General features: G+C 70.7%; 17 protein-coding genes. 3 read left to right on the forward strand and 14 right to left on the reverse strand.

Annotation, left to right across the window (positions count from 1 at the left end; translation table 11 throughout):
* Positions 1-2 precede the first annotated feature (2 nt).
* Positions 3-935 (forward strand): LpxL/LpxP family Kdo(2)-lipid IV(A) lauroyl/palmitoleoyl acyltransferase, encoded by a 933-nt coding sequence (gene lpxL / locus MUU77_RS16285; protein ID WP_245088989.1) that lies wholly within the window; start codon positions 3-5, stop codon positions 933-935.
* Here the strand turns inward: lpxL and MUU77_RS16290 are convergent.
* The 6 genes from MUU77_RS16290 to MUU77_RS16315 form a co-directional block, all read right to left on the reverse strand.
* Positions 926-1831: a lysophospholipid acyltransferase family protein gene (locus tag MUU77_RS16290; protein ID WP_245088991.1), complete on the reverse strand. Its 906-nt coding sequence runs from the start codon at positions 1829-1831 to the stop codon at positions 926-928. The genes lpxL and MUU77_RS16290 overlap by 10 nt on opposite strands.
* Positions 1821-3143, reverse strand: coding sequence for an O-antigen ligase family protein (locus MUU77_RS16295; RefSeq protein WP_245088994.1), 1323 nt, complete (start codon positions 3141-3143; stop codon positions 1821-1823). Before MUU77_RS16295 ends, MUU77_RS16290 begins: the two co-directional genes overlap by 11 nt.
* Positions 3115-4254, reverse strand: coding sequence for a glycosyltransferase (locus tag MUU77_RS16300; RefSeq protein WP_245088997.1), 1140 nt, complete (start codon positions 4252-4254; stop codon positions 3115-3117). The genes MUU77_RS16295 and MUU77_RS16300 overlap by 29 nt, the downstream gene beginning before the upstream one ends.
* A gap of 36 nt (positions 4255-4290) precedes the next feature.
* Positions 4291-4488, reverse strand: a complete 198-nt coding sequence (locus tag MUU77_RS16305) for a zinc-finger domain-containing protein (RefSeq protein WP_245088999.1) — start codon at positions 4486-4488, stop codon at positions 4291-4293.
* 160 nt (positions 4489-4648) lie between these two features.
* Positions 4649-5227 carry a YceI family protein gene (locus MUU77_RS16310; RefSeq protein WP_245089001.1) on the reverse strand — a complete coding sequence of 193 codons (579 nt, stop codon included), beginning with the start codon at positions 5225-5227 and terminating at the stop codon, positions 4649-4651.
* 24 nt (positions 5228-5251) lie between these two features.
* Positions 5252-5839, reverse strand: a complete 588-nt coding sequence (locus MUU77_RS16315; RefSeq protein WP_245089003.1) for a malonic semialdehyde reductase — start codon at positions 5837-5839, stop codon at positions 5252-5254.
* A 168-nt stretch (positions 5840-6007) separates the two neighbouring features.
* Here MUU77_RS16315 and MUU77_RS16320 point away from each other — a divergent pair, with 168 nt between their 5' ends.
* Entirely contained in the window at positions 6008-6937 is a 930-nt protein-coding gene (locus tag MUU77_RS16320; RefSeq protein ID WP_245089005.1) for a mitochondrial fission ELM1 family protein, read from the forward strand.
* Positions 6938-7106: 169 nt separating this feature from the next.
* Here MUU77_RS16320 and glnE read toward each other — a convergent pair whose 3' ends face one another.
* From glnE to MUU77_RS16340, 4 genes are all read right to left on the reverse strand, one after another.
* Complete coding sequence (gene glnE / locus MUU77_RS16325; protein WP_245089007.1) at positions 7107-9920, reverse strand: bifunctional [glutamate--ammonia ligase]-adenylyl-L-tyrosine phosphorylase/[glutamate--ammonia-ligase] adenylyltransferase; 2814 nt, start codon at positions 9918-9920, stop codon at positions 7107-7109.
* 175 nt (positions 9921-10095) lie between these two features.
* Complete coding sequence (gene lipB, locus MUU77_RS16330) at positions 10096-10764, reverse strand: lipoyl(octanoyl) transferase LipB (RefSeq protein WP_245089010.1); 669 nt, start codon at positions 10762-10764, stop codon at positions 10096-10098.
* Positions 10752-11030 carry a DUF493 family protein gene (locus tag MUU77_RS16335; protein WP_162108047.1) on the reverse strand — a complete coding sequence of 93 codons (279 nt, stop codon included), beginning with the start codon at positions 11028-11030 and terminating at the stop codon, positions 10752-10754. Before MUU77_RS16335 ends, lipB begins: the two co-directional genes overlap by 13 nt.
* Positions 11031-11127: 97 nt before the next feature.
* Positions 11128-12039: a CsgG/HfaB family protein gene (locus MUU77_RS16340; RefSeq protein WP_245094594.1), complete on the reverse strand. Its 912-nt coding sequence runs from the start codon at positions 12037-12039 to the stop codon at positions 11128-11130.
* Between the two features lie 266 nt (positions 12040-12305).
* Here MUU77_RS16340 and MUU77_RS16345 point away from each other — a divergent pair, with 266 nt between their 5' ends.
* Positions 12306-13169, forward strand: a complete 864-nt coding sequence (locus tag MUU77_RS16345) for an EamA/RhaT family transporter (protein WP_245089013.1) — start codon at positions 12306-12308, stop codon at positions 13167-13169.
* Positions 13170-13228: 59 nt separating this feature from the next.
* On the opposite strand, the gene MUU77_RS16350 is transcribed toward MUU77_RS16345, so the two are convergent.
* The 4 genes from MUU77_RS16350 to rodA all read right to left on the reverse strand — a co-directional run bounded on the left by MUU77_RS16350 (position 13229) and on the right by rodA (position 18169).
* A complete protein-coding gene (locus tag MUU77_RS16350) occupies positions 13229-14428 on the reverse strand; it encodes a D-alanyl-D-alanine carboxypeptidase family protein (protein ID WP_245089016.1) in 1200 nt (399 codons plus the stop codon).
* A gap of 118 nt (positions 14429-14546) precedes the next feature.
* Positions 14547-15728, reverse strand: coding sequence for a septal ring lytic transglycosylase RlpA family protein (locus MUU77_RS16355; RefSeq protein WP_245089019.1), 1182 nt, complete (start codon positions 15726-15728; stop codon positions 14547-14549).
* Positions 15725-16864, reverse strand: coding sequence for a lytic murein transglycosylase B (gene mltB, locus MUU77_RS16360; protein ID WP_245089022.1), 1140 nt, complete (start codon positions 16862-16864; stop codon positions 15725-15727). The genes MUU77_RS16355 and mltB overlap by 4 nt, the downstream gene beginning before the upstream one ends.
* A gap of 168 nt (positions 16865-17032) precedes the next feature.
* Positions 17033-18169, reverse strand: a complete 1137-nt coding sequence (gene rodA, locus MUU77_RS16365) for a rod shape-determining protein RodA (protein ID WP_245089024.1) — start codon at positions 18167-18169, stop codon at positions 17033-17035.
* Positions 18170-18248: the final 79 nt, after the last annotated feature.

Consider the following 18248-nt stretch of genomic DNA (forward strand, 5'->3'; position numbering starts at 1 on the left):
CCATGGCCGAACCTGAGAAGCGATCCTCCGACGCCGGCGAGCGTCCGCTCCTGGCGCCGCGGCAGTGGCCCGCGTGGCTGGGCATCGGGCTGGCATGGCTGGCCGCGCGCATCCCGTGGCGCCTGCAGCGCCCGCTTGGCCGCGCCATCGGCGCCCTGCTGTACCGGCTGCTGCGCGACCGCCGGCACGTGGCCCGGCGCAACATCGCCCTGTGCTTCCCGGAGCTGGACGCGTCGCGCCAGGAGGCGCTGGCGCGCGCCAACTTCGGCGAACTGGGCATCGGCCTGTTCGAGTTCGCACGCGCCTGGTGGGGCAGCGTGGCGCCGATGCGCGGCCGCGTCCGGGTCGAGGGACTGGAGCACCTGAAGGCGGCCCAGGCGGGCGGGCGCGGCGTGATCGTCGTGTCGGGCCACTTCACCACGCTGGAGATCTCGGCGCGCCTGATGTGCGACTACGCGCCGCTGGCCGGCATGTACCGCCCGCACGACCAGGGCGCGATGGAGTGGGCGGTGAAGCGCGGCCGCCTGCGCTACGCCAGCGCCATGTTCACCCGCGACGAACTGCGCCCCGCGCTGAAGCACCTCAAGCAGGGCGGGCTGCTGTGGTTCGCGCCCGACCAGGACACGCGCCGCGGCGAAAGCGTGTTCGTGCCGTTCTTCGGCCATCCCGCCTACAGCCTGACCTCCACCCACCAGCTGGCGCGCCTGTCGGGCGCGGCGGTGATCGCGTTTTCGCACGTGCGGCGCGCCGATGGCGGCTACACGCTGAAGCTGTCGCCCGCCTTCGAGGACTTCCCCTCCAACGACGCCACCGCCGACACCGCGCGCGTGATCGCCGCGATCGAGGGCATGGTGCGCGAAGCGCCCGCCCAGTACCTGTGGATCCATCGCCGCTTCAAGCGCCAGCCGGACGGGCGCGGCGAGCTCTACCGGTAGAGGTCCGGCTCGCCCGGCGGGCGCGTCTTGAAGCGCCGGTGCACCCACAGATACTGCTCGGGATGCTGGCGCACCACCGCCTCGAGCTCGGCCATGTAGCGCGCGGCATCCTGCGCGGGATCGCCGCTGGGCCAGCCGTCCCAGGTGGGCTCCACCCGCAGCTTGTAGCGCCCATCCGCATCGCGGTGGAACCAGAACGGCAGCACCACGGCGTTGCCGCGCCGCGCCAGGTCGGGCGTGGCCGTCAGGGTGGCGGCGGGGACGCCGAAGAACGGCACGAACGCATTCTGGTAGTTGAAATCCTGGTCGGCGGAATACGCCACTATGCCGCCGCGCGAGAGCGTGCGCAGCAATCCGCGCACGTCCTTCTTGCCGATCACGTCGGCGAACGCGCGCCGGCGCGCGCCATCCAGCCAGCGCTCGATGCAGGGGTCGTTGTTGTGGCGCGCCACGATGGCCAGGCGCTCGCCCAGCGCTTCGCCCAGCAGGCGCGCGCACAGTTCCGAGTGCGGGAAGTGGCCGCCGAACAGCAATACGCCCTGCCCGCGCGCGCGCGCGGCGCGCAGGTGTTCCAGGCCTTCCACATCGGCCAGTCCCTGCAGCCGGTGCGGCGAGGCGAACCAGCCGCGCACGAGTTCCAGCAGGCCCGTCACCGTCGCCCGCAGGTTGGCGCGCAGCAGCCGCGCCCGGGCCGCGGCATCCAGTTCGGGAAAGCACAGGGCGATGTTGGTGGCCGCGTAGCGACGCCGCTTGCCCAGTGCCGGCCACAGCAGCCAGGCCGCCATCGCGCCCAGCGCCAGCAGCATGCGTTGCGGCAAGGCCGCGATCAGCATACCCGCCAGGTTCGCGGGTGCGACGAACGCGCAGCGTGGCGCACGCCGCGGTTCAGTCGTCATCGCGCGCCAGCAGGCTGCCTGCGTACAGCGCGGCCAGCATCAGCGTCAGCCCGCCCCAGAACGTGGAGTAGAACGCCAGGTGGGTGTTGAACGGGAAGACGGTCACCGCCAGCGCCAGCATCGCCGGCCGCGCACGTTCCTTCGCCAGCGGCGTGGCATAGCGCCATGCGCGCCATGCCAGCGCGGCACCGGCCAGCCACAGCAGCAGCCCGATGATGCCGGTCTCGCTGAGCACCTCCAGCACCAGCTGGTGTGCGTGGAATGCCGGTCCCTGGCCCCAGGCCGGGCGCGAGCCGGGGCTGGCATCGCAGTCCGGGTACGCCTGGCGGAACCCACGCGCGCCGACACCGTTGACCGGATGCTCGGCGATCATGCAGCCGGCGGCGGACCAGATCTGCGCGCGGCCGGACAACGCGGTGTCCACGCCCGCTTCGTCGGCGGCGAGCACATGCGTGGTCAACAGGATGCGCTCGCGCACCTGCGTCGAGGCGACGGTGAGCGCGCCCAGCACCACCAGGCCGAAGCCGAACACGCCCAGCAGTCGCTTCCAGCCCAGCAGCTTCCAGCCGGAGAACACCAGCACCAGCGCATAGGTGATCCACGCGGCGCGCGCACCGGCCAACAGGACCACCACACCGATCGCCGCAGACGCCAACAGCCATCCGGCCACCCTCAGGCGCGCGGCCGCGGCAAACAGCAGGAACGGCGACAGGCTGGCCATCACCACGCCCAGCTTGCGGTTGCACGGGCCCAGAAAGCCGCTCAACCGGTCGATCCCGGCAATCTGCTCGACCGTGCACATCGGCCGCCCGCTGATGAGCTGCTTCAGCTGGTCCAGGCCCCAGAACAGCGGGCTGGTCCCGGACACGACCTGCGCCAGCGCGTCCAGGGTCCACAGGCCCACGATCACGGCCAGGCCGTTGAACGTGATGCGGCGCGCCTGCGCATTGGCGACCGATGCCGCGACCAGCCACAGGAACGGCAGGTAGCGAAGATCCACCGCCGCCTCGCGCAGCGCGCGGCCCACATCGACGGCATCGATGGCCGAGATGGCTTGCGGCAGCCAGTAGGCGGCGAACAGCGCGCTGGTCAGTGCCCAGGCCGGTCCGCTCAGCAGCCGCGTGCCGCCGCGGAACCGGTCCAGCAGCAGGCGCACGATGGCCGCCAGCGCACCCAGCACCATCACGGCTTCGGCATAGCCCGGTGCCGGCCACAGCGCGACGAACGTCAGCACCCACGCGGGCGCCCAGCGCCACCCGTGAGCGCGTCGCTGGCCTTGCGTGTCAGTGAGCGATGGCGTGTCGGCGGTCATCGGCGAGATCGTGGTAGAGGGCGAGCGTGGCGTCCTGCATGGCGCGCAGGGTGTAGGCATCCATCGTAGCCAATGGCGGCGGCGGATGGGCGAGCACCGCCCGCGTGGTGTCGAACAGCCGGGTGTGGTCGAACGCCGGCACGGCGCCCTGCGGTTGCAGCTCGGCCAGCAACTCGCCCACGCCGCCGTGTGCCCAGCCGATCACGGGGCGCCCCACCGACAGGCTTTCGATCACCGTGCGACCGAACGCTTCCGGCTTGCGGGACAACTGCAGCACCACGTCGCTGGCCGCATAGGCGCGTGCGATGTCGGTGGTCGGGGGCGTGATGACGAGCGCCTGCGCACAGCCCGCACGGCGCGCTTCCGCCTCCAGCTCCAGGACATACGGCTCGCGTCCCGCTTCGCGCGCACCCGGCATCCACAGGCGCGCCTGGATGCCGGCGCCTTGCAGGCGCCCGAGCAGGGCGATGGCATCGTGATGGCCCTTCAGGCGCGTGCCTCGCCCCGGCAACAGCAACAGCGGACCCGCACCGGCGAGCGCGGGATGCTGCGCGGCCGCCCACGCCCGTGCGGCGGGATGGGGCGAGGGCGCACGCGGGAACTGCGCCGGATCGATACCGCGCGGGATCACGACCAGCCTGTCCGGATCGGTCCGCGGATAGTGCTGCAGCAGGTAGCGGCGCACGCTGTCCGACACACAGATCACCCGCTCGCCGCGCGTCATCACCGCGCTGTAGCGCCCGGGCGAGTTCAACCCGTGCATGGTGGTGACGAAACGTGGGCGCGATGGCGCCGGCATGCCGCGCAACGCCCACAGCGCCAGCCACGCCGGCAACCGCGACCGCGCATGCACGATGTCGGCCTGCAGCCCGGCGAACAGTCGGCGCAGGGTCCCCGCATGACGCAGGGTCAGCAGCGACTTGCGGCCGATGTCCAGCGTGATGTGTTCCGCGCCGGATGCCAGCAGCGCCGGCACCAGGCGGCCACCGGCCGACACCACGACGGCGCGATGGCCGGCGCGCACCAGCGCCTGGGCGATCTCGAGGGTGGAGCGCTCGACGCCGCCGGATTCCAGTGCCGGCAGCAGCTGGACGACGGTCAGCCGGCGCATGGTCGATCGTCGATGCGGCGCGACCGCATCCGCCGGTCAGTCGGCCAGGACGAAGTGCGAACCGCAGTAAGGGCACTGCACCTCGCCGCCCGGGGCGGACTCGATGGGCAGGTACACGCGCGGGTGCGAATTCCACAGGGCCATCGACGGCAGCGGGCAGCTCAGCGGCAGGTCCGCGCGGCTCACGGTGTAGCGCTTCTCGGCGTTGGCAGGCGCGGTGGCGGTCTGGCTCATGGCGGTGCAGGCGGTGATGGAACAAGACCGCCAGTCTACCAGCCGGCGCCACCGGCGCCCAACGGAGGCGCCCGCGAAAAAAACGCCGCCCGGCATGAGCGGGGCGGCGCGTCCTTTCAGGCGATGCCGGCGGAGGGAGGGGCGCCGGACCGCCAAGGCATCACTTGCCGGCGTCGGCGGTCGCTTCGGTGGTGATCTTCAGGCTGACCTCGTCGCTGACCATCGGCGCGTACGCACCCAGGCCGAAATCGCTGCGCTTGACGGTGGCGGTGGCGTCGAAGCCGATCGCCGGCACCTTCTTCATCGGGTGCTCGCCCGCCTTGTTCAGGGTCACGTCCAGCACCACCGGCTGGGTGACGCCCTTGATGGTCAGGTCGCCGGTGACTTTCAGCTTGCCTTCGCCCGCGGCTTCGACCTGGGTGCTCTTGAAGGTGGCGGCGGGATACTTGGCGGCGTCGAACCACTTGTCGCTGGTCAGGTGGTCGTAGAACTGGTCGGCCAGCGCGCTCAAGCCGGTCAGCGGCAGGGTGACCTGCACGCTGGACGCGGACACCTTGTCGGCGTCATAGACCAGCGTGCCATCGACCTGGCCGAAGTTGATGCTCGGGTTGGAGTAGCCGAAATGGTTCCAGCTGGCCAGCAAGTTGGTGTGGCCGGGGTCGAGCTTGTAGGTCACCGGCGCGGCGAAGGCGGAGCCGGCGAAGGCGAACAGGGCGGCAACGAGCAGGGTCTTGCGCATGGGGAGTCTCCGGGTGGTGGGGTATCAGAGGATGCGCGCGGCTTCGTCGAAGCCCAGGCGCGGGGAACGCGGGAAAATGCTGGCCGGGTCGCCATGGCCCAGGTTGACCAGGATGTCCGACTTGATGGCCGTGCCGGCGAAGAAGGCCTCGTCGACCTTGGCGGCGTTGAAGCCCGTCATCGGGCCGGCATCCAGGCCCAGCGCGCGCGCGGCGATGATCAGATAGGCCGCCTGCAGGCTGGCGTTGCGCAGGGCCGGCTTGGACCGGTTCTCTCGCGGACCCTCGAACCAGGCCTTGGCGTCGGTATGCGGGAACAGGAACGGCAGCTTCTCGTGGAAGTCCTCGTCGCGGCCGATGATCACGGTCACCGGCGCCGCCATGGTCTTGGCGTAGTTGCCTTCGTCCAGCGCCGGACCCAGCTTGGCCTTGGCCTCGGCCGACTTCACGAACACGAAGCGCGCCGGCGTGGTGTTGGCCTGGGTGGGGCCGAACTTCAGCAGGTCGTACAGCTGGCGCAGCGTGTCGTCGCTGACCTCGCCGGTGAAGGCGTTGTAGGTGCGGGCGGTGCGGAACAACTGGTCGAGCGAAGCGGCGTCGAGAGGCTGGGACATGGGTTACCTGTCGCAAGGAGGGAAACAGCCGCGGCGGCCGGGCCGGCGGCGCGAAACGGCAGTGTAGAGTGTCCTGACTATGGCAACATCCAATCGCCCCGGAACGGATTGTTTTAACCAGTGGAACAGGCAGCCCCCGTCCAAACCGACTCCCCGGGCCTGTGCACGTTGACCGACGGCCACGCCGGCAACGTCCGCCAGGCGCAGGCGTTGGCGCGTGCGCTGGGCGGCGGGGCGCGCGAGCTGGTACTGGCACCCCGTGCGCCATGGCGCTGGGTCGCGCCCCGCCTGCTGCCGGGCGCAGCGCATGCGTTCGGTACGGCGTTCCATACGTTGCAGATGCGGCCGCCAAGGCTGGCGATCGGCTGCGGCCGGCAGGCGGCGCTGGCCACCCGCCTGCTGCGCGCGCGCGGCAGCCGCGCCATCCAGATCCTCGATCCGCGCATCGATCCCTCGCACTGGGACCTGGTCGTTGCACCGGAGCACGACGGCCTCACCGGGCCGAACGTCCTGACCCTGCTGGGCAGCCTGAACCCGGTCGACGACGCCTGGCTGGCGGACGCGCGCGCCGCGTTTCCCTCCTTCGCCGCCCTGCCCTCGCCGCGCATGGCGGTACTGCTGGGCGGCGACAGCGCGCACTACCGTTTCGACACCGCGGCCTTGGGGCGACTGGCGAGCCGGCTGGATGCCGCAGCGAGCACACACAGCCTGATGCTCACCACGTCGCGGCGCACGCCGCCCGGCGTGGTCGATGCGGTGCGCCGGCGATGGTCGGCACGCGCGGACACCGTGCTCTGGTGCGGCACCGCCGATGGCCCGAATCCGTATGCAGGCCTGTTGGCCTGGGCGGACCGCATCGTCTGCACGCCGGAATCGGTCAACATGCTGTCGGAGGCCTGTGCCACCCGCGTACCCGTGCAGGTGTTCGAACCCCACCGTGTCGGCGGGCGCCCCCGCCGCTTCATCGATGCGCTGCTGCGGCGCGGTCGCATCCGCGACTTCGCCGACGCGCCGACGGCGTTCGATGGCGAACCCCTGCGCGAGACCGCGCGCATCGCCGCCGAAGTACGCGCGCGCCTGGACCTTCCTGACCACTAGCAACGGGCGCCCCCGCAAGGCTGCGAAACGCTCGCAACGCCTCGAAACGCTCGTGTGTAGGAGCGGGCCATGCCCGCGATGCTTTTGCTCTGGATGCCGAATCAAGAGCATCGCGGGCATGGCCCGCTCCTACACACGGGGGATGACAGCGAGCCGCACCCACCCGCGCCTAGGGTGGATCGAACGCAAGCCCGTGCGCGGCGGTCGCCCGCATCACCACGGCGCGCGCCGTCGCCAGCGTCGCGTTCTCCACCACCAGCCGCGGACGCCGGTCCAGCGTGCAGGCCAGTCCTTCGGCGACGAAGGTCGCGTGGACCGCATCCAGCGCGTCCGCTTCCTCCGCGGTCAGTGCGCCTTCGGCCGCCAGCGCGGCGATCAGGCCCGGCGTGGCGCGCGGCTGCAGCAGCGCCGGCTGCGCCAGCGCGTCGCGCAGCACCAGGTACTGCAACAGGAACTCCAGGTCGACCAGGCCACCCGCGCCCTGCTTCAGGTCGAAGCGTGCGACATCGCTGCGATCGAGCTCGGTGCGCATGCGGGCCCGCATCGTCACCACCTCGTCGCGCAACACGCCGCCCTGGCGCGGACGCGCCAGCGTCGCCGTGCGGATGTCCTCGAACGCCTGCAGCAGCGTGGCGTCGCCGGCCACGCCGCGCGCGCGCACCAGCGCCTGGTGTTCCCACGTCCACGCGCGCTCGCGCTGGTATTCGTTGAAGCTGGTCAGCGACGAGACCAACAGCCCCTTGGCGCCATCCGGGCGCAGGCGCACGTCCACGTCGTACAGCCGGCCCGCCGCGGTCACCGCGCCGAGCAATGCGACGATCTTCTGCGCCAGCCGCGCATACCAGCGACCGGCCTCCATCGGGCGCGCGCCGTCGGACTCCGACCCGGCCGGCGCGTCGAACAGGAACACCAGGTCCAGGTCCGAACCGAACCCCAGCTCCTCGCCGCCCAGGCTGCCGTAGCCGACCACGGCAAAGCGGCCCGCCGCCACGACGCCATGCGCGGCGGCCACGTCGCGCAGGGCGATCCGCAGCACGACGCGGACCACTTCGTCGGCCAGCCAGGCCAGCTGGCGCACGCTGTCGCGCGCGGCCTGGCGACCGTCGAGCGCGGCCAGGGCCACGCGGAAGCTCAACGCCAGCCTGCGCTCGTTCAGTACCCGCAGGCAGCTCTCCGGATCGTCTTCGAGCAACGCCGCTTCGCATTCGCTGCGCAGTTCGTCGCGGTCGGGCATCGGACCGGACACGCGCGTGTCCAGCAGTTCGTCCAGCAGCAGCGGATAGTGCGCCAGCCGCTCGGACAGCAGCGCACTGCGCGCCAGCACGTCGACCAGCCGGCCCAGCGCACTGGGTTGCTCGTCCAGCAGTGCCAGATAGCTGGCGCGGCGCAGGATCGCCTGCAGCAGCGACAGCACGCGCCGCAGCGCGGCATCGGGCCGGGTGGACCCTGCGCACGCCTGGAGCAGCGCCGGCACCACGCGGTCCAGCCGTGCGCGCGAGGCATCGGACAAGGCGCGCACGCCGCTGAAATGCGCGAACTCGCGCAACGCGCCGTCGGCCCCGGCCGCGTCGGCGAAACCCGACGCGGCCAGCGTCTGCGCATCGCCCCCTTCCGGCAGCGCGCGCCAGTAGAGCGCCAGCGCATCCGGCGCCGCATTGCGCTGGCGCGGCGCCAGCAGCTCGGCGAACTCGGCCGACACGCGCGCCCGCTGCACGTCCAGCATCGCACGCAGGCTGTCCCAGTCCGGTTGGCCGAGGCCGCGCGCGATGCGGTGGCGATCCAGCGGATCGTCCGGCAAGGCATGCGTCTGCGCGTCGCGCAACATCTGCAGGCGGTTCTCCAGGCGCCGCAGGAAGCGGTAGGCCTGCGCCAGGGCCTCACCCTCTTCCGCCGACACCTGGCGTGCGGCGACCAGCGCCGGCAGCGCCACGCGCAGCCGGCGTTCGCGCAGCGCGGGTTCGCGGCCACCGCGGATCAGCTGCAGGGCCTGCACCAGGAATTCGATCTCGCGGATGCCGCCCGGGCCACGCTTGATGTCGTCGGCCAGCTCGCGGCGCGCGACCTCGGCGGCGATGGCCGCCTTCATCTCGCGCAGGCCGTCCAGTGCGGTGTAATCCAGATAGCGCCGGTAGACGAACGGCCGCAGCGACTCCAGCCACTGTTCGCCCGCGTCGATGTCGCCGGCCACGGCGCGCGCCTTCAGCCAGGCATAGCGCTCCCAGTCGCGCCCTTCGCGCTGGAAGTACTGGTCCATGCCCGCGAACGACAACGCCACCCGTCCGGCATTGCCGAACGGCCGCAGGCGCAGGTCGACACGGTGGCAGAAGCCATCGACGGTCGGCTCGTCCAGCAGCTTCGCCAGCCGCTGGCCCAGCCGCATGAAGTAGTCCTCGGCCGCCAGCGAACGCGCGCCGTCCGACTCGCCGCCCTGCGGATACGCGTAGACCAGGTCGATGTCGGAGGAGAAGTTCAGCTCGCCACCGCCCAGCTTGCCCAGGCCGAACACCACCAGGCGCTGCGCACTGCCGTCGGGCGCACGCACCACGCCGTGGCGCTGCGCGAATTCGGTCTCGAGCGCTTCCAGCGCAGTCTGCAGGCAGACCTCGGCCAGGCGCGTGGTGCCGGCCAGCGTGTCGTCCACCGTGTCCAGGCCCAGCACGTCGCGCCAGACCAGCCGGGTGGACTCGGCGGCACGGTAACGGCGGAGCAGTTCGGGCCATTGCGCGGCGTTGTCCAGCACGAGCGCGGGCACGGGCCAGGGCTCGGCGCCGTCGTCGTGCAGCAAGGCGGTCAGCAGGCCGGGCTGGCGGCGCAGGGTTTCCAGGGCGAAATCGCTGGCGGCGATCACGCGCGATACGCGTTCGGCGTTGCGCGCATCGGCAAGCAGCGCATCGCCGTCGGACGAGGATGCGCGCAGACGGACAAGGCCGCGTTCGATCAGTGCCGCGTGTTCGGCGTCCAGGGACAGGGTCACATCGTTCATGGCGACCGATTGTGGCATGCCGCCAAACGGGCGGTAGAAACGACGACAGTCGCGACCGCGCCCCGACACATCTTCTCTGTTCATGGCGAACAGCGCGTCCGACGGGCGAACGATGGGCTCTTTCGAGCAGTGGGCCGTGCGGTCGCGACTCACCTCGCCCCGACGGCACGCGGAATCAGGCCGCCTGCGACAAATCCGGCAATGCGGCCTGGTGCTGCAGCGACAATCCGAACTGCTCGGCCATGTGCTTCAGCAATACCGGCTTCACCGGGTCCATGCCGGTGGGGCCGCCGAGGTCGGCCAGCGAAACCACCTGCAGGCCCTGGTAGCCGCAGGGATTGATGCGGTGGAACGGCTCCAGGTCCATGGCGATGTTGAAGGCCAGACCGTGGAAGGTGCAGCCACGGCGCACGCGGATGCCGAGCGCGCCGATCTTCGCGCCGGCCACGTAGACGCCGGGCGCGCCGTCCTTGCGTTCGGCGTGGATGTTCCATTCGGCCAGCGTGTCGATCATCGCCTGTTCGATCCTGCACACGTAGTCGCGCACGCCCACCTTCAGGCGCTTCAGGTCGAACAGCGGGTACGCCACGATCTGGCCCGGGCCGTGGTAGGTCACCTGGCCGCCGCGGTCGACGTGCACCACCGGAATATCGCCCGGCGCGAGCACGTGCTCGTCCTTGCCGGCCTGGCCGAGGGTGAACACCGGATCGTGCTCGACCAGCCACAGCTCGTCCACGGTGGCGTCGGTGCGCGCGTCGGTGAAGCGCTGCATCGCGCGCCACACCGGCTCGTACGGCTGGCGGCCCAGCTCGCGGACGATGCAGGGCGCGCTCACAGCGTCCACTTCACTTCCGGGTGATCGCGCAGCGACTGGTGGGCGGCGTCGTACTGGGCACGGTCTTCCGCGCGGAAGCGGATGCGCACCGACACGTACTTGCCGTTGGCCGAGTGCTTCCAGGTGATGTCCTCGTGCAGGACCTCGACGCCGGCCGATTCCAGCAGGCGCGGCAGTTCGGTTTCCAGCCCGGTGCCGGCGGTGCCCATCGCGCTGAGCTCGAAGGTGCCGGGGAACTGGAAGCCGTGTTCGGGGTTGTCGGATTTGATTTCCATGCGGGAATTATTGGGACGCGGGGGGCGAAAGCCAAGCCGTGGTCCGGAAACGCGAAGGGCCGCCCTGGGGCGGCCCTCCGGCGGACGCGGGCGCGGCTCAGCGCGCCAGCTGCACCAGGCTGGACGAGACCCAGCCCTTGTTGCCCAGTTCGTCCTCGACCTCCCACATGACGCCTTCCTTGTTGCCGGTGGGATACAGCAACATGCCCGGGTCGAGGTCGCGCACCGCCTTGCCGGTGCCCTTGGCGTTGGCGAACAGGCGGCCCGGCCGGGTCATTTCCACCGCCTGCTGGGCGTTGGAGGCCGAGGCATTGGCGGACACGCCGCCCAGCTGGCCGACCAGGTCGGTGTAGGCCTGCAGGTAGGCCAGCGTGATCACCTGGCCGATCTCGGTGTTGGCGTAGCCGCTGGCACCGCCGCCGCCCCAGTGGCTGCCGGTGAACAGGCTGCCGCCCGCGCCCCAGCCGATATCGGTCTTCTTGGCGCTGCCTTCGGCCATGGCGACCTGTTCGGACGAGCGCACGTCGGTGACGGTCAGCACGACGTCGGCGGTCTTCTTCTTGAAATCCAGGCCGCCGACCACGCGACCGACGTTGCCGCCCACCAGCCCGCCCAACAGGCCGCTGATGGCGTTGCCGCCGGCGTTGCTGTTGTGCGAGATCAGATCGGGCACCAGCACGTAATCGGCCGCGCGGATCTGGCCCTTGCCGATGTTGGAACGGTTGCGCAGCTCGCCGCTGGCCGCCAGGTCGCGCTCGGCCATCGCCGCCCCCATGCCCACGCCGCGGTCGACGAGGGTGAAGCAGCGCGACTTGTTGACGAAGACCTTGATCAGCTTGGACGGTGCCGGCAACTGCTGGCCGCTCCACCAGTTCACGCCGTCCTCCGGCTCGATCACCGAGATCGTGCCCAGCGGCTTGGCGCAGGTCGGGATTTCGGCCATCTGCTGCTTGCGCTGGTCCTGCGCGCTCTGGCGCTGGGCGAAGGCAGGCGCCGTGGCGGTGGCCATCAGCAAGCAGGCCGTCGCCAGTACCGTGTGTCGTGTTCCCCTGTTCACTCGTGCATCTCCTTGGATAGTGGTGATCCGCATGGGCGGGCATTCCGTGGTGTGGGCGACCGACGCCACCCGCGTCGTGTCCCCGCCACCGATGATAGGCGATGATCGCCGTCCCTCCCGCTAGGCACGCAAAGAGTGAGATGCGACGGCCATGCGCGGCCAGGCCGCACCGGCGAGCGTTCAGGTGATAATCCCGCCCCTGCCCTTCGAGTCCACCCGTGGCCTACCTGCTCATCAGCGTCGCCTGCAGCGTGCTGGTCTCCGTGCTGCTCAAGCTGATGCAGCGGCGCGGCATCGACACCGCGCAGGGCATCACCTGGAACTATCTGGCCGCCTCGCTGCTGTGCTTGGGCCTGCTGGACCCGCCGCTGGCGGCGCTCGGCCACGCAGGCACGCCCTGGGCCGAACTGACGCTGCTGGCGCTGCTGCTGCCCGGCATCTTCCTGGCGCTGTCGGCCTCGGTGCGCGCCGCCGGCATCGTGCGCACCGACATCGCGCAGCGCATGTCGCTGGTGCTGTCGCTGCTGGCGGCGTTCCTGTGGTTCGGCGAACAGGCGAACGCGCTGCGCATCGCCGGTCTGGTGCTTGGCATCATCGCGATCGCCTGCCTGGTGGCGCGGCCGGAGCGCGGCCGGCGTGGCGACGGCTGGCAGGCCTGGGCCCTGCCGCTGCTGGTGCTGGTGGGCTACGCCAGCGTGGACGTGCTGCTCAAGAGGCTTGCCGCAGCAGGCGCGCCATTCGCCGCCTCGCTGCAGGTGGCGTTCGTGGCCGCCTTCGCCGTCATGCTGCTCACGCAGGGGTTGCGCCTGTGGCGCTCGCGGAGGCCGCCGACCCGCGCCGCATTCGCTGGCGGCCTGCTGCTGGGCGCATTGAACTTCGCCAACATCCTGTTCTACGTGAAGGCCCACCGCGCGCTGCCGGATCATCCGGCCGTGGTGTTTTCCATGATGAACATCGGCGTGGTGGTGCTGGGCACGCTGGTGGGCGTGTCCGGTTTCGGCGAACGGCTCAGCCGTCTCAACCTGCTGGCCATCCCTTTGGCGGTCATCGCCATCGGCCTGATCGCCGCCGGCATCGGCTGACGCGCGAAGCGAAGAAGCCGGCATGCGCCGGCTTCTTCATCATCGCGGGGTGGAACGGATCACTCCGATTCCCACCACATCCAGAACGCATCCCACAGGCGCTTGAAGAAGCCCGCCTCTTCCACCGGCGTGATCGCCACCAGGGGCGACTCGGCGACGACCTTGCCGTCCAGCGAAACCTTCACCGTGCCGATGGCCTGGCCGGCGGCGATGGGTGCCACCAGCGTCTTCGGCACGTCCATCGTCGGCTTCAGGTCGTCGTAACGCCCGCGCGGCACGCTGACCAGCATCGGCTGCGCGACGCCCAGCTGGACTTCCTTGGCCTTGCCCTTCCACACGCGCTGGGTGGCAACGGCCTTGCCCGGCTCGTACAGGCGGTGCGTCTCGTAGAAGCGGAAGCCCCAGTTGAGCAACGCCAGGCTGTCGTCGGCCCGCTGCTTCTCGGAGGTGGACCCCATGACCACCGCGATCAGGCGCTGGTCGCCGCGCTTGGCCGAGCTCATCAGGCAGTAGCCCGCGGCGGAATGGTGGCCGGTCTTGATGCCGTCCACGCTGGCATCGCGCCACAACAGCAGGTTGCGGTTGGGCTGGGTGATGGTGCCGACCGTGAATTCCTTGATCTTGTTGTACGCGTACTGCTCGGGATAGTCGCGGATGAAGGCCCGGCCCAGCAGCGCCAGGTCGTACGCCGTGGAATAGTGCTCCGGCGCGGACAGGCCGTGCGCGTTGACGAAGTGCGAGCCCTTCATGCCGATCTGCGCGGCATAGTTGTTCATCAGCGACGCGAAGGCTTCCTGGCTGCCGGCGGCATGTTCGGCCAGCGCGATGGCCGCGTCGTTGCCCGACTGCACGGCCATGCCCTTTTCCATGTCGATCAGCGGCGCGGTCTTGTTGACGGCGAAGCCGCTGTAGCTGCCGTCGGTGCCGGCGCCGCCCTCGCGCCAGGCGCGCTCGCTCATCATCACCTGGTCGTCGGGCTTGATCTTGCCGTTCTTCTGCTCGGCCGCCAGCACGTACGAGGTCATGACCTTGGTGATGCTGGCCGGCTCGACGCGCTCGTTGTAGTTTTCGCCCGCCAGCACCTGCCCGGTGATGTAGTCCATAAGCACCCAGGCGGTGGCGGTGGGCTTGGGCGGCGGCGGGATCTCGACGGCGGGGGTGGCCGGCGCGGCGGGCGCGGGTGCCGGCACGGGGGTCTGGGCAATGGCCAGCCCCATGGCGGTGGTCGCGAGCGCGGCAAGGACGAAACGGAACTTCATCGGCGGAAAACTCCTGGCGAGGCCGTGGGCCTGACGGTTCAAGGCGGATATTGTAGGGAGGCCGGCCGTGGCTGGGGTCGGAAAGTCGTAAAAAAGCCCGGAATATGCCGCGATCGGCTCAATCCCGGACGATCTGCGGGCGGCCGAAGCCCAGGCTGGCGATCCTGCCGGCCAACGCTTCCGCCGAGGCCGCATCGGTCGCGCCCACCCGCAGGCGCCACAGCGGGCGCGCCGCGCCGGGCACGTCGCTGAGGCGTGCATCGGCGATGCCCGCGGCGAGCAGCCGCGCGAGTGCGCGATCGGCATTGTCGCGGCTGGAGAAGCTGGCGACCTGCAGTTGCAAGGCCGGGGACAGAGGCATGGATGCCGCGCGCGGCGCGGCCTCCGGCACCGGCGTGGCCACTACCGGCAGCACCGCACTGGCGGTGGCCGTCGCCGCGGGCGTTGCCGGCCGGCCCGATGCCACGCGCACGCCGTTGGCCTTCATCCAGGCCTCGAACCCCTCCGCGCTGGGTGCATCGCCCGCCTTGGCCGGCACGTGGTAGCGCGCCGCGTCCTTCGGCAACGCGCCGACCAGCTGGTCCATCGCCGACGGGGCGGCGGGTGCGGGCGCGGGGGCCGGCGCCGCCGCCAGGGACGTGCCATCGGGGGTCAGCGCACGCACTTCCACCCGGCCGGTGCCGCGCTGGGTGATGCCCAGCTTCACCGCGGCGGCGTAGCTGAGGTCGATCACGCGCCCCTCGTGGAAGGGACCGCGGTCGTTCACCCGCACCACCACCGACTTGCCGTTGTCCAGGTTGGTGACCCGCGCGAAGCTGGGCAGCGGGAGCGACTTGTGCGCCGCGCTGTAGGCGTACATGTCGTACACCTCCTGGTTGGACGTGCGGCGGCCATGGAACTTGTTGCCGTAGTACGACGCGGTGCCCTGCTCGACAAAGCCGTCGACGCGGTCGAGCACGCGGTACTGCTTGCCCAGCACCGAATACGGCGACTTGTTGCCCACGCGCGAGCGCGGCTCGGCGGTGACCAGGGGCTCGCGGATGCAGTCCAGGTCCGGCAGGTGGTCGGGCGTGCTGTCCGACACGCCGGGCTTGTACAGGCCGCCGGCGGTGTAATGGCCGCGCGTGGCCGGATCTTCCTGTGCCGGCGCGTAGCGCGAGCAGTCCTTGCCGGCTGCGACGCCGGAGGATGCGGCCGGTGCAGAGACGGAGCCGCCGGCCGATGACGGCGGGGACTTCTTAGGCGCCGTGCTGCACCCGGCCAGGGCAAGGGCCAGCATCGGCAGCGCCAGCCACCTCATGCCGGCGGGATCTCGCGGCCGGCGATGGCCTGCGACAGTTGATGCACCGCCATCGCGTACATCTTCGAATTGTTGTAGCGGGTGATGGCGTAGTAGTTCTGGAAGCCCAGCCAGTACTGCGTGCCGTCGGCGCCATCCAGCTGCACCAGGGTGGCGGTGGCGTCGGGCGCCACCGGCTCGAGCGGGCGATAGCCCTTCTCGGCCAGCTGCGCCAGCGTGTAGTCGGGCGTCCACGTTTCCGGATTGAACTCGGCGAACCCGTCCTGCAGCTGCGCGCGCGCCACCACCGGGCCGCCCGGCACCCAGCCGCCACGCTCGCCGCCCTTCTTGCGGAAGTAGTTGGCGATCGAGGCGAAGATGTCCGGGTAGGTGGCGAACAGGTCGCGGCGGCCATCGCCGTTGCCGTCGACCGCGAACTCGCGGTAACTCGACGGCATGAACTGGCCCAGCCCCATCGCGCCGGCGTAGCTGCCGGTCAGGGTGGTGATGTCGAGCCGTTCCTCGCGACCCAGCGCGAACAACTGCGCCAGCTCGTCGCGGAAGAACTGCTCGCGGCGGTATTCGTAGGCGGCGCGCTCGGGATTGCCGCTGCGCGGATAGCGGAAGGCCAGCGTATACAGCGCATCCAGCACCTTGTGCCGGCCGGTGAAGCCGCCGTAGTTGGTCTCCACGCCGATGATCGAGACGATCACTTCGGCGGGCACGCCGTACTGCTGCTCGACGCGGGCGAGTTCATCGCGGTGCTCGGCGATGAACCTGCGGCCGCCGTCGATGCGCGCCTGGGTGAGGAAGCCCACGCGGTACTCGCTCCACGGCTTCACCCGCTCGGCGGGGCGCGACATCGCCGCCACCACGCTGTCCAGGAACTGCGCCTTGGCCAGCGTCGCCTCGATCTCGGCCGGGGCGATGCCGTATTTGGCCGCGGTGTCGCGCACGAACTGCGCGCGCGCCGTGGGGAAGTCGACCGGCGCCAGCGCCTCGGGCGGCACGTCGGCGACACGCTCCACCGAGGTCTCGGCGGGCGTCGTGGTTGCAGCGGCGGGAGGAGTCGCCGAGGAAGCCGGCGGCGGCGGTTGCGGAGTGGCGCAGGACGCAAGGGCCAGCGCCAGCAGACAGGGAAGTACGCGTCGCATCATCGGCGCGAGGGTAGCACGCAGGGTGCGGGAAATCGTGAACGGCCGGTGGTGGCGAGGAGCGAGGAACGAGTGGCGAGGAACGAGGAACGAGTGGAGGGGAACGAGCAACGAGTCGAAGCGGCCCGCACTCGTTTCTCGTTGCTCGCACTACCTACTCGTTCCTGCCACTCAATACCCGTGCACCGGCCGATGCGCGCGCACCGCCATCACCAGGCCCAGGCCCGCCAGCAGCGACACCGCGGAAGTGCCGCCGTAGCTGAGCAGCGGCATGGGCACGCCCACCACGGGCAGCAGGCCGGACACCATGCCGCCGTTGACGATCACGTAGACGAACAGCGCCATGCCCAGCGTGCCGGCGAGCAGGCGCGAGTAGGTATCGCGCGCATCCATCGCGATCCACAGGCAGCGGCCCACCACGAACAGGTACAGCAGCAGCACCAGGGCCACGCCCACCCAGCCGAATTCCTCCGACAGCACCGAGAAGATGAAGTCGGTGGTGTGTTCGGGCAGGTAATCCAGGTGCGACTGCGAGCCCTGCCCCCAGCCCTTGCCGGTCCAGCCACCGCCGCCGATGGCGATCTTCGACTGCAGGATGTTCCATCCCGCGCCGAGCGGATCGTTCTCCGGGTCGCGGAAGGTCAGGATGCGGTTCTGCTGGTATTCGCGCAGGAACGAGAACCACGAGATCGGCGCGAACATCACCAGCCCCACCGCGGTGCCGCCGAGCACGCCGGCGGTGATGAACCACCACCACGACAGGCCCGCCAGGTACAGGCCGAACACGCCGCTGGCCGCCACCAGCATGGCGGTACCGAAATCCGGCTGCAGCAGGATCAGCCCGGTCGGCAGGCCGATCAGCAGCGCCGACACGAAGGTCGTGCGCCAGCCCGGTGGCAGCGGCTCGCGGTGCAGGTACCAGGCCAGCATCATCGGCAGCGCGATCTTCAGCAGCTCCGAGGGCTGCAGGTAGAAGAACTTCAGGTCGATCCAGTGCGCGCCGTGCTTGCCGGTGCCGATGAACAGCACCAGCACCAGCGGAACCAGCGCCACCGCGAACACGCCCGGCGTCCAGGCCCGCAGGCGCACCGGGGTGACCCGCGACAGCGCCCACATCGCCACCAGCCCCACGCCGAAGCGCACGCCCTGCGCCAGCACCAGGCGCGTACCCAGCGCTTCGCCGCCGGCGCTGTACAGCACGGCCAGCCCGATCGCCATCAGGGCCACCAGCGCACCCAGCAACGGCCAGTCCAGCGTGCGCAGCAGATGGCGCAGCAGGTCGATGGCCCAGCGCAGCAGGTCGGTCATCGACGCGCCTCCTGCAATGCGGGTGCGCGCGCAGGTCCTTCACCTGCCGGCAGAGAACGGCCCGGATGCGTGGGCGGCG

The organism is Pseudoxanthomonas sp. F37 (assembly GCF_022965755.1).
GTDB lineage: Bacteria > Pseudomonadota > Gammaproteobacteria > Xanthomonadales > Xanthomonadaceae > Pseudoxanthomonas_A.